This window comes from Nitrosospira multiformis (genome assembly GCF_003050865.1).
GTDB classification, from domain to species: domain Bacteria; phylum Pseudomonadota; class Gammaproteobacteria; order Burkholderiales; family Nitrosomonadaceae; genus Nitrosospira; species Nitrosospira multiformis_E.
In genome coordinates this window covers 173811-185167 of the sequence record NZ_QAOK01000003.1, presented here as the reverse complement: position 1 = coordinate 185167, position 11357 = coordinate 173811, and the positions used below count along the sequence as shown (strand labels likewise).

The following is an 11357-nucleotide window of genomic DNA, read 5'->3' as shown; positions in this document are numbered from 1 at the left end:
CGCAACCTGGCTTGCCGGAACATTTGAAGATCGAACCAACTGTACCGCTTCCTGCTTGAACTCCGCTGCGTATTTCCTTCGCCTTGCCATGACACACCTCCTGACTCATTATCAGCCTTTTTAGATGTGTCCGTGAAACCGGGGGAAAACCCGTCCACCTGATCCCCAGCTAAGGCTAGCTATTGGAGGTACTGAAAGAATCTTTCGAGGAGATTAAAATAAATGCAACATCATAACTATCATTGATAACGAGACTAGAGTATCAATCAGCAGTCATGTTATCGGCGTAAAAATTCCTCAGAAGCCATTTCTAGTGCCATTAAAGAACTGGCGGCATCATTCCCCGATGGAATATCCACGCCACCCCATAAGCAATCGGAGCGATGATGCCGAACAGGGCAATCGCATAAAGCAGCGCCAGCCTGCCCATTCCCTTGAGCTTGCTGAAATCGGTAATGGTGCCGATGCTGAGGAAGGTCAGCATGAACATCATGGTGCGCATGGAGCCCTCTACCGGCGTGGCAGCCGTATGCAAGGTTTTGGCAATTTCCGGTCCGCTTGAGGCTAGCGCAATATAGGAAAACCACACGATCAGGTAGCCCAGAACGAATTTGGGAAAACGATGCCAGATTTCTGAGAGCCCGATTCTGGATTGCCCCGGCTTGCGCTCCACCTTGTATACCCATACCAGCGCCAGCAGAAACGCCCAGACGCCGATGAACACATCGATCCAGATTTTGGTGGTGAGCGATGCCATCAGGATCCAGCCTTCTTTCCATACTACGCCATTGGCCTGGGCATTTGCCCGCATCAGTTCATCCAGGATTGCTCCGGCGGCTGCATCGGCGCCATCGGTTTTGACCGTGAGCCCCAAGGCGGACCCGTTGACGATGGGCTGGCTGGGGGCTACGGCGGCGTAAAACCCTGGCAGGATGATGAGCTCGAACATGGCAAAGATCACCACCAGTATCGAGACAACGACGGGAATGACGGGGCGGGCGCGGATCGCGCCGGCAGTGGCGATCGCGGCCGAGACGCCGCAAATGGAAATGCCGGAAGAGAGTACGGCAGAAGCCTCGCGCGACAGCTTGAACCCTTTGCGGGCGAGCGTATAGACGATTGGCCAGAACAGCATGTAAGCCACGAAGGTGGCGGCAATGCCCGTCAGGACCAGTTCCTGGACAAAGCCCGCCGCCTCCATGGACATGACGCCGATCTTGATGCCGAGAAACACGATGGCGGTCTTGATGAACCATTCCGGTTTCGCGGCTTCGCTCAGGAAAGCGGCTGTTCCCTTGAAGAAATTTCCGATAATCAGCCCGATCACGAGGGCGAGCAGGTAGGAGAAGCCGCCGCCAAGGGACAATCCCCAGGACAGGTCATGCTTGGTGAACTCATGAACCGGCACCTTGAAATGGGCTTCCTGCCCGATGATCCAGACAACCCAGGTCAGCGCGAAAAGCATGGTCCATGCGGCGAAGAATCGCTTTACATTGAGCTTCATTGCCCATGCGGCAATGCAGGTCAGCGTGGTGAATACCAGATAGGTGACCAGCAGCGACATGGCGGGATGCAGCGCCACCTTGCCGCTGGGTTTCAATGCCGTTTCAATCGAGAATTTTCCCCAAACCCAGGTGCTGGTTTTCGCCATCCAGCCGGTGAGATCCCATCCCCAGAGGGAACTCACGCTTGCAAGAAACATGATCAGCCCCAGCCACACGGCCCACCAGTCTTCCGTGCTTGCCATCCCGGAATACCATTTTCTGTTCATTTCGCTCATCCCCTTGTTTGCCCTTGTTTCCCTTGTTATTGCTATTGCGCTTCTTGCGTGGGTGATTTCAGATCCAACCGGATGTAGCGATTGAAATAGTGGTAGGCATATTGCCGTATCCAGGTTGGAATGCAGGTGTAGTCAAAAGCCATGAAGACCATGACCTGATTATTCTGCTGGAATAATTGCCGATCCAGCAGGCATCTCGTCACATCCTGGTCCAGCTCGAGCAGCGTGTTTCCGCGTGCTTCGAAGGCGGGGTGATGTGCGATCCACCTGCTCCCGTCGTGCGTCAACCGAACCTCGAGATCGGCTTGCATCCGTCTTATTTGGGGAGCAGGAACAAGTCGACCAGCACACCCAGGATGACAAGCCCGGCGATGCCAATGCCTATGCTCCATAAGCACAGTTGGGTTTCCCAGCTTTCCCAGGGTTCAGGTTCGCCGAGAATGGATTCGCTGGATAAAAGCGAACCGGCATTTTCAAGAGACTGCTCTTCATTCTTTATATGATCCATTGTCATTCCTCAAATAAAAATGGGTCGCCTCTGATCGATGCGAATGAGATAGTGGTAGCAGTGCAGAGCGCTGAATCAATAGCAACTCATTGACGTTGCCTTCGTGCACTCCTGGGGTACTTTCCATCGGACTATATTTTTCCCGAAATTTCTTACAAGCTGGTTTGCAAATGATTTTATGTCATAAGTCGGATACGAGCTAGAACCGTCTTGCGAAAACAGGAGAACCGAGAGGAGAGGTAGTACGAATTTTGTTGGCACGTGCATCAGCACTGTCTAATTATATTGGGAAATCTCTCAGGGAGAGCGGCGTTCAGGTACCCGAACTGTGCCGCAAGCATGGAATGAGCGATACCGATTTTGCTGCGATCACTTGGCGTTTTCCACGCCCTTGCAGCGCCTGCTGGCGGTAACTTCCCCGGCAGGCGCTGCTGGACACACTAGAGAGTGAAGCGGCGAAAGCCTTTATGGGAGATTGAAGCAATCTGGACAGATTCTTCAAAGCATGGACTTGCCCTGTTCAAGTATCGTCTCACACGCCTTTTTCACTGCGGAAGCCTTCATGCCCGCCATGCTCAAATCCACGTTCTGGCCAGCACTGCCGCTCACGATACCCTGCGCGCCATTGATATAGTCGGGATTATTTTGGGCTGATTGATCTCCGCCGCCGCTAATCTTTCCCATCAACTGATCCCTGACCGAAGAAGCGTTATCGCCACTCAGATAATTGTTTTTCATACAGTACTCAATGATTCCGGCGGCATTGCCCGTGCTACCGGACGTTATGGATGACAGTCCCAATGATGAGGCTGCGCCGCCGAGGCTGCTTCCCGTGAGGTCTTTCAACTGATCGAAACCCTGAGCTGCAAGGGCGCCCGAAAATACGGCGAACCCAATGCCGCAACTCAATAACAAGGGATGATGTCTGAAAATATTCATGGACTTTTCTCCGGGTAATTAGAACCAGATATTCCAACTTGCAATGCAGCATATGATTTATAGCAAATCCTGATGAAAAATGTTTTTGCAAATATTCAGTCCCTGGTGATCCCAGCAAAGTCTCACAAGATTGAGGCTTGAGTGAGGCCTAATGAAAATCCCTGCTTGCCGAGCAGCAGTGCAAGGGGGTGTCTACGCAAGGTAAGCCTGATGCTGGCGTAATCGGCGATGATTTCCTCTCCCTCTGGTGCGGTCGGAATGACTGGCAATGTTTCCTTCGCCGGAGCATCCCGCATCAGGTCCCGCTGTGTGATATGAGATGTAACTGTCCACAATGTCTGGCGCCGATGACCGACAAGGGGTTCGCAAGGCATCTGCACTGGCAAGCGCACGAATTTCAGCGGTATTCAAGGAGGCGCGGTTTACCAGGTCGTCGGGGTTTTCAAAAAATGCGATTTTTCTTGCTTCAGTAATGTGGGAGATCCCTTTCGCGCTACGTTGTCTTGGCACTCCTGATGCCCTGTTCAAGCGTCCATAATCGTTCGGCAGGCTTGCAAACCCTAAACCTCACGATATGGCGGCTATCGATTTCCAGATGCTTCCAGGCATGCACATAGGGAATATAAGGTAGTGCGACCTGCAGGATATTTCTTTCGCTTCGGGTAATCTGCCTCAGGGCGTAGCTCAACAGCCTTATTTCCCCCACTCCCTCTGTCGGCAACAGCAGTTCCGTCAGGTTGCGCGTAGGCCAGTCCCCTCGGGCAAAAAAACGGCCATCACAATGGATGGCCGATTTAATAGCTTTATAGCTTTGGCAGGATTGTTAATCCTGGCGCAGAGAGGGGTCCTGTTGCGCTGCGGTCAACTGTTCCTTCCATTCCCCGGGAAGGTTCTTGACCCAGCTATTGTATACATTTGGAATAGCAAGCACTCCCTGGCCCCCATAACCCGCCAGGCTGCTGATCTGGTCATCAGCGGGAACGCTGGAATCGCTCACCAGGGAAACCCGTCCCGCTATCATTGCATCTGACAGGTTTCCATCATTGTTGGGATCGGTGTCCACCACGATAAGCTCATTGGAGAACTTGCTGGTGACATAGGCATAGTATCCGCCGCCTTTCTTGGCACCAAAATTCGCTCCGTGGCAACCCGCGTCACAGGGCAGCATTTTGACGACCCGGTCAGTCATCGTGTCGATGACAATGATAGATTCACCCATATTTGCGACCACTACCGAGCGACCATCAGGAGAGACGGGCAACTGGATAGGGAGTATGCCCACGGTAGCCTGTCCGTCTCCGTCACGATCCTGTATGGTTCCGTCAATAGGGTTATAGTCCGCGATCAGATTGATCGTTTTCTTCAATGTCCCCCTCCCGTCGAGCACGCTCACACTGTGATGCAGGAGGTTGGCGGCATAGTATTTACTGGAATCGGGCATCATTGCAATGGCAATGGGATGAGCGCCCGGAGCGTTTTCCCCGGTGGGAGTTCTTTCCAGAATGGCCCCGCTGTTGAGGTCATAGAAACCTACATCACTGGTAAAGATGTTGGGCGTGACCACCTGGGTGCCATCCGCGCTGATCCAGTGCCCGTGCGGATTGGTTGCCTGCTGTCCGGATTTTTGCGTAGGCAGCATCTGGCTGACTTCCGTCGTTCCTGCCGGGATGAGGGAAATTCCGTCTTCACCGTTATTGGTCACCGTGATGTCGTCGTTATCGGGACGGGTCATCACGTGAGCCGGAGCTTCACCTACGCGGATATTTTTGATCAGCGCCCCCGTTTTCTGATTGATCAGAGTTAATTTGTTGTCAAACCATTGGGTTTGATAAACGACCGACTGATCCCTGTTCGTCCACATATTGTGCGGATTGTTCATATTGATCTGTGGCAGGGCGATCTTGCGCAATACTTTCCAGTTGCTCGTATCCACAACGGTGATGGTGCCGGGCTTGGTCTTGCCAGCAGTTTTTTCAAACTGGGTGTCGACCCATACCTCCCCCACACCGGGTACAGCGGGAGAAAACTGGGGCGTCAGTGCCACATCGTTGCCGTATCTGGCTGTCAGGACCTCCGACAGGTTGGCAACAGCCCCACCGGTAATCCTGACGGGAACGCTGGGATAAGTTATTTTCCAGGGCGTGGGAGAATTAAATTTCTGCCAGTTATTGGGTGCTGTAGCGATAAAGAAGGTTCTCAGCAATCGGGTAGCCAGATCGCTGCTGGTGGGAAGATTCACGATGCCTGTCGCCAGGTTGATAGTGTCACCCAGGTCAAGCCCCTCGGTATCCGGGTCATCGACAATTACCGCGCCAAACATATAGGGATGCACTTTGCAGGTGAACACATAAAGACCAGGGGTTGTCAGTTTGACGATGCCGCCGCCCTTGTATGCCCGGGTCTGGTCAAACGGCATGGATGCGTGTTCGGTATGGGCAGTGCCGCGTCCCCTGCTTTTATCGTTGCCGTTATTGGAGTGGTGTCCATTCGACGGGTTTCCCGCGGCACTGGGCCATAGCAGGCTGGTCATGGTGTGTACCGTGTTGGTGTCCGCCATGATGAAGTTGACGCTGCTGCCGGGAGGAATCACTTCCAGAGAGCGGGTGCTGCTGGTAACGCTGAAAATGGTTTCGCTGCGTGCGCTCCTGAACCACATGCCAGGTTCGTCGGAGATTACGAAAGTAACCAGGCCAGGATCGTTGCTCGTATTCCCGAAAATGGCCCCATAGGGAGAAGCGCCGGCAATACTGTTACCTGTTCCCTTGTTCGGACCCTTGGTGGAGTAAACCTTGAAACTGCCGTGCATGCCGGCTTCCATATGTGAGAACAGATGGCAATGGTACTGCCAGTCGCCGGCACCGACGCCGGTACCTGCCTTGACGGTGAAGGTATGGCTGTCAGCCACATCTGCCATTAGTCTCGTGTCGATCACGCTGGTTGTTCCTTGCTCGAGCCAGCGGTGCGCATGCAGGTGGAAAGTATGGCCCGGCCCTATCGACAGGACGTGGAACCGGACAATCTCGTTCTCGACAGCGCCAAGAGTGGGATTGGTCCACAAGGGAGTCTCCATCCCGGTTTTGGATATCTCGGTGGCCCAGAAAGTCGACCCCACCATGAACAGGACGAATTGCCTGGAGAGATCCGTGGTACGAATCGATCTGACGGCGCCATCGCCATCCACAAAGCTTTCCGCCTTGCCATCCGCGCTATCCACAACTACAGCGCCAAACAGCCCGAGAAGTTGCTGCCCCTCTCCGTAATATGGATAGGCCCCGGTTCTGGTGGCGGTGAATGTGTAGCTCAGCGTTCCGCCATTCGGCGCTGCCTGTGCGGCGGTGGCGGTTGAAAGACCGGGCACTTTGAAACCGGCGGGTTTATCAGTGTTGTTGGTAACCGTGACATTGACAGTATCGCCTTGTTTCACGAAGAGCGTGGGCCCGGGAATTACGGCCTTATCTCCCCTTTTGTAGCCGTACTGGCCATTGGGTAATATCTCGGCAGTCAATGAAATGTCATGGACCGCCGCCAGTGCTGTCTGCGAAGCCAGCAGCGAGGCTGCAAGCAGCGCAAGCGCTGCCGCCTTCACCGACGCTGTTTTCAGCCCAAGAATAATTTTGTTCATTTAAATTTTTTTCCTTTTAATCTTTACCGGTTCGATCAGTTCAGTGGGGAACTGCATTGGTGACAATGAAGCTGCCTTTCATGCCCATCAATTTGCGCGAGAAGTTTGCATTCATGTAATTTGCACTGCCCAATGCCTTGATCGTGAACGCGTGATTTTCGAGAGGGCCGATGTCTTTCGAACCGATCAGCCTGGCCGTTCCCGGATCCACCCATTGATAGCCTTCCAGCTGGAATCGGTTCAGATAGGTGCCCATCGCGATCAGGTGAAACCTGACGTTGTCGCCGCTGGTTGCGCTGAGCAGGGGATTTGCGCCGAGTGGGGTCTGCTGTCTGGTGGCGCCGTCAATTTCCATCCCCCAGAATGCATCGTCGCTCAGATAGAGCACATAATCTTTTCTAATGCCTGCAACCGGTATGCTTGAGATGCTGCTGCCGTTACTGGCCGTTACCGTGCCCGATGCCGGATTGACGATGACAGCGCCATAAAGTCCCCTGTCTTCCGCGCCGTTGTGGGTTTCGAAATTGTGATCATGATAAGGCCAGGTACCGGCAGTGCCAGGGGCAACATCCCAGATATAGGTATAGAAGTGGCCGCCATGGTCGGGATAGGCGCCTTCGTTGTCGATCTTGTTGATAATCTTGAGCGAGCCGTCGCTCAGGATATTGTAGTGAACTCCGTGCACATGGACGCTGACCTGCTGGTCTGGACTCATGCTGATGCCGTTGCGTATGGTCAGCCTGACCTTGTCACCTTCAGTCAGGACGATCGTGGGCCCGGGCACTGTCGCCTGCTTGCTGTAGCGGGAAGTAATATTTACCTTGTCTACCTGGTGTTCAACCATCCGATACGCTAGTACACCATCTTCAAGCTGCTCCGCCGCCATTTCAATCCGATGCTCGGCCGCAGCGCTTTCCTCCATGGGTAAAGAAAGCAGAGTCAGACAGAGCACAGACGGAAGAGCCAGTCCGCCGCAAAAACGCTTGAAGGAAAAAGTAATTGAGGAATGCCGGAGGAGATCGGAAGCAAAGAAATCCTCCATAGCATCGCTATGTTGATACTTCATTTTTTGAAGGTTCCTCTAGAGTTGTAATTTTTGAACGAATGAGGTTCCGGGCCGAAGCGGCCTTGCCAGTCCAAAACTATGATTGTTGAGTTTCTTTAGAAGGGCCTCTGAACAATTCCTGCGTCTTTCGCGTAAGACCTGTCAGAAGTTCTATGGGATCAAGTGGAACAGCGTACGGTTCGATATATGCCATGACGCCCATCAAGACGACGATTTCGTCCTCAATAACCATTGTTTATGGCGGCCAGATTATGAGCAAATAGCAGTGATGCAGCCATGGGAGGGGTGTACTTTTTTAATAGGGTACATGTACCAATTTTGTTCAAGGAAGTCAGTACATTAGTACCGGGACGGCAACCTGAACAGGTGGCGGAAGCTACATTTGCCCGCAGGTTCCAAATCAACAGAACAACTGGAAAAGATTCAAGATCGAACTTGGCGATGAGCTGCGCAAAGCGTTTTTTGGAGGAGTAGCGAGAGGTGGGGGAGGAGAAAGCCGGGGAAAGAATAAGGACAGCAGTGCAGGCTGCTGCTGGATGAAGGCAGCTACAAACTGCTCGTGGAAGGGATGGATTGACTTAAGCGACTCATCGGTGGGCCGATTTCCTGCCGATGAAGTTTTGCAAACATGAAGAGGTCGAAACGGTTGGTAATATCGAGTTTGCTGAAGATGGACGTAAGGTGATTTCTCAGGGTCTGTTCGCTGATGCACAGGGTTCGGGCGATCTTCTTGTTTGACGCACCTGATTCCTCCGCAAAGGCGTTCACAATAGCCCGCTCCTTCGGGGTAAGAGTGGTAATTTTTTCTGTTATGAGACAGGCGGTGTTTTTACCGGGGCGCAATAAGCTGATAAAAATACGACCGGTAGTGCTTCGATCCAGCCACAGTTCACCCTTGTGAACCTTCTCGATAGCTTTGAGAATGGTTTCGGCAGGCTCCTCTTTATAGACTACTCCCCGTGCTCCGTTGAGCACGGCTGTATCAACAGCGGTGCGATCGCGAATCTCCGTAAAGATGATGACGTGAAAATTCCCCTCGGCCAGCAGCCCGGGGATAAGGTCCACTCCGCTTTCCCTGCCTAGAGATGGATCGAGCAGAAGGATATGGGGTTGTTGCTCTCTGACCAGAAGGAGTGCTTCCGCGCCGTTCGTTGCCTTGCCGGCAACCTGTATTTGCGGAGACTCGTTTATGAATTTTTCCAATCCCCAAAGAACGATCGGGTGGTTGACAGCCAGCAGAACTCGGATCGACATGGATAAAGCGGAAATGAGCGCAATAGATGCCAATTACATGAAAACAGGTGGAGCGCCTGACGGCGCCGCCCCAAGGATAGTACAGTTTTTCCTGTGACGCAAGCAGGATTATCGCTCCCAGCATCCTGTTTCTTCCCGCTTTCAGTTACCTAGATGTGTTCAAGAATAGCATGGCATGGAAGTGGAGGAGCACTTGAAGTCGGCCGGGTTCGCCAGCGGAAGTATCATCGGCTCGGGGATCATGGATACTCTCTACTGTACTGGAATGAAAAACCATCGAAAACACTGCATGTGAGCGATGACCCCGATGTTGTTTTCCTTTATTCTTTATTACTTGCGAAATTACAGGGAAGTTAATATGATTCGCGCGGTTTTTAGCCGCCAGTCAATCGGACTTTTTTAGCTCCCCTAGCTCGTTTTTAGTAATAGTTTTGTCACGTAAGACACTTACACTTGGTGTGGAGGTCCATGAGCAGATATCAAAATCAAAATACTGAAATGAGGGAGTCAAGCGCGCCCCGCTGGCGTAAAGTGGCTCGCGGATTCACGTTACTTGAATTGCTCGTCGTCATGGTCATCATCGGCTTGCTGGCAGGTTATGTGGCGCCCAAGTATTTTTCCCAGGTAGGAAAATCCGAAGTAAAAGTGGCTCAGGCCCAGATTGATTCTCTGGAAAAAGCCTTGGACCAGTATCGGCTGGATACCGGACACTACCCGACTTCCGAGCAGGGTCTTGTGGCATTGACAATGCGTCCATCCAGCGAGCCGAAATGGCAGGGTCCTTATCTGAAAAAAACATCGCCCCCGGATCCATGGGGACGGGCATACGTTTATAGATATCCCGGTGAACATGGGGAGTACGACCTGTTTTCCTACGGCAAGGACGGCCAACCCGGGGGTACAGGTGAAGCAGCCGACATTACGAACTGGTAGGCTGCAATGCGGTATGAGGTAAAAGCTGTGCTCGCCGGACGGGGCACAGTACTTCTGAAACTCGAAGCCGATAGCGAGGAGGATGCTCGTCTCCAGATCGCAGCGCAAGGGGGAATGGTCCTGCATGTCAGGCGCAGATTTACAGTTTGGATACCCAAGCCGAAATCGCGCTTTCCGCTGGCGCATTTCAGCCAGGAACTGCTTTCCCTGCTTGTCGCCGGCCTCAGTCTGGTGGAAAGTATCGAGACACTGGCTGATAAAGAGCAGGATAATGGCACGCGCAAGATTATCGAAGGACTTCTGGCGCGGCTCTACGAAGGAGTGACTCTTTCGCGGGCGCTCGAATCTTTTCCCCAGGCTTTCCCACCGCTCTATATCGCTACTGCACGCGCGAGCGAACGTACGGGTGATCTGCCCGAAGCGTTGACCCGTTTCATCGCCTATCAGACGCAGATGGATCTGGTTCGAAAGAAGCTGATCGGTGCATCCATCTACCCGGTTCTCCTGCTGATAATCGGATTGCTGGTTGCTATCTTCCTGCTGATTTTCGTAGTACCGAAATTCAGCGCCATTTACGAAGATACTGGAGCGGATCTACCCTTTCTTTCCGTGCTACTGATTCGATGGGGGCATTTCGTGCATGAGCAGGGGGGGCAGTTGGCAGTTCTTGTGGCGGCGGTCTCCAGCATCATCCTGTACGGGATCACACGTCCTTCTTTCAGGATGCATGCGGCACAGCAGTTATGGCGCATTCCGGCCATCGGGGAACGCATGCGCGTTTACCAGCTTGCGCGCTTTTACCGGACATTGGGCATGTTGTTGCGCGGAGGCATTCCGGTTGCAAAAGCCCTGGAAATGGTTACCGGTCTGCTTCAGCCGCACTTTCGGCCAAAGGTCGAGGCGGCGGCGGTTCTTATCCGTGAAGGAAAAACCATTTCAAGCGCGATGGAAGCGCAAGGATTGACCACCGCAGTGGGAAACCGGATGCTGCGGGTCGGCGAGAGAACCGGCCTCATGGGTGAAATGATGGAGCGCATCGGCAACTTTCATGATGAAGAAATTGCGCGGTGGGTCGAATGGCTGACGAAGCTGATCGAACCGGTGTTGATGGCCGTGATCGGCGCAGTCATCGGTGGAATCATCATTCTCATGTATATGCCCATCTTTCAGTTGGCAGGAAGCGTGGGTTGAGTCTATTGGCGTCCTCCGGTTACCCCTGAAGATGCGTTGCTTCTGCTGCAGATCAGAATCTGCG

The 11357-nt window shown here is 53.1% G+C and carries 11 protein-coding genes; 2 read left to right on the top strand and 9 right to left on the bottom strand.

Annotated features, from left to right (window positions below; all coding sequences use genetic code 11):
- Positions 1-319 precede the first annotated feature (319 nt).
- The 9 genes from C8R21_RS03100 to C8R21_RS03060 form a co-directional block, all read right to left on the bottom strand.
- Complete coding sequence (locus tag C8R21_RS03100; RefSeq protein ID WP_258192228.1) at positions 320-1771, bottom strand: YeiH family protein; 1452 nt, start codon at positions 1769-1771, stop codon at positions 320-322.
- 41 nt (positions 1772-1812) lie between these two features.
- Positions 1813-2091 carry a DUF5395 domain-containing protein gene (locus C8R21_RS03095; RefSeq protein WP_107761385.1) on the bottom strand — a complete coding sequence of 93 codons (279 nt, stop codon included), beginning with the start codon at positions 2089-2091 and terminating at the stop codon, positions 1813-1815.
- A 5-nt stretch (positions 2092-2096) separates the two neighbouring features.
- Entirely contained in the window at positions 2097-2288 is a 192-nt protein-coding gene (locus C8R21_RS03090; protein WP_107761384.1) for a hypothetical protein, read from the bottom strand.
- A 498-nt stretch (positions 2289-2786) separates the two neighbouring features.
- Positions 2787-3227 (bottom strand): DUF2501 domain-containing protein, encoded by a 441-nt coding sequence (locus C8R21_RS03085; protein WP_107761383.1) that lies wholly within the window; start codon positions 3225-3227, stop codon positions 2787-2789.
- Positions 3228-3349: 122 nt separating this feature from the next.
- On the bottom strand, positions 3350-3601 hold the full coding sequence (locus C8R21_RS15805; RefSeq protein WP_181258835.1) for a hypothetical protein: 252 nt from the start codon (positions 3599-3601) through the stop codon (positions 3350-3352).
- A 119-nt stretch (positions 3602-3720) separates the two neighbouring features.
- Complete coding sequence (locus tag C8R21_RS03075) at positions 3721-3948, bottom strand: hypothetical protein (RefSeq protein WP_256210487.1); 228 nt, start codon at positions 3946-3948, stop codon at positions 3721-3723.
- A gap of 102 nt (positions 3949-4050) precedes the next feature.
- Entirely contained in the window at positions 4051-6849 is a 2799-nt protein-coding gene (locus C8R21_RS03070) for a beta-propeller fold lactonase family protein (RefSeq protein ID WP_107761381.1), read from the bottom strand.
- Positions 6850-6889: 40 nt separating this feature from the next.
- A complete protein-coding gene (locus C8R21_RS03065; protein ID WP_258192227.1) occupies positions 6890-7915 on the bottom strand; it encodes a multicopper oxidase domain-containing protein in 1026 nt (341 codons plus the stop codon).
- Between the two features lie 546 nt (positions 7916-8461).
- Positions 8462-9169 (bottom strand): response regulator transcription factor, encoded by a 708-nt coding sequence (locus C8R21_RS03060; RefSeq protein WP_107761379.1) that lies wholly within the window; start codon positions 9167-9169, stop codon positions 8462-8464.
- A gap of 498 nt (positions 9170-9667) precedes the next feature.
- Between C8R21_RS03060 and gspG the strand changes: the two genes are divergently transcribed.
- Both gspG and C8R21_RS03050 read left to right on the top strand, forming a co-directional pair.
- On the top strand, positions 9668-10102 hold the full coding sequence (gspG, locus tag C8R21_RS03055; protein ID WP_074975180.1) for a type II secretion system major pseudopilin GspG: 435 nt from the start codon (positions 9668-9670) through the stop codon (positions 10100-10102).
- Positions 10103-10108: 6 nt separating this feature from the next.
- Entirely contained in the window at positions 10109-11293 is a 1185-nt protein-coding gene (locus C8R21_RS03050; protein ID WP_107761378.1) for a type II secretion system F family protein, read from the top strand.
- The last annotated feature ends 64 nt before the right edge of the window (positions 11294-11357 follow it).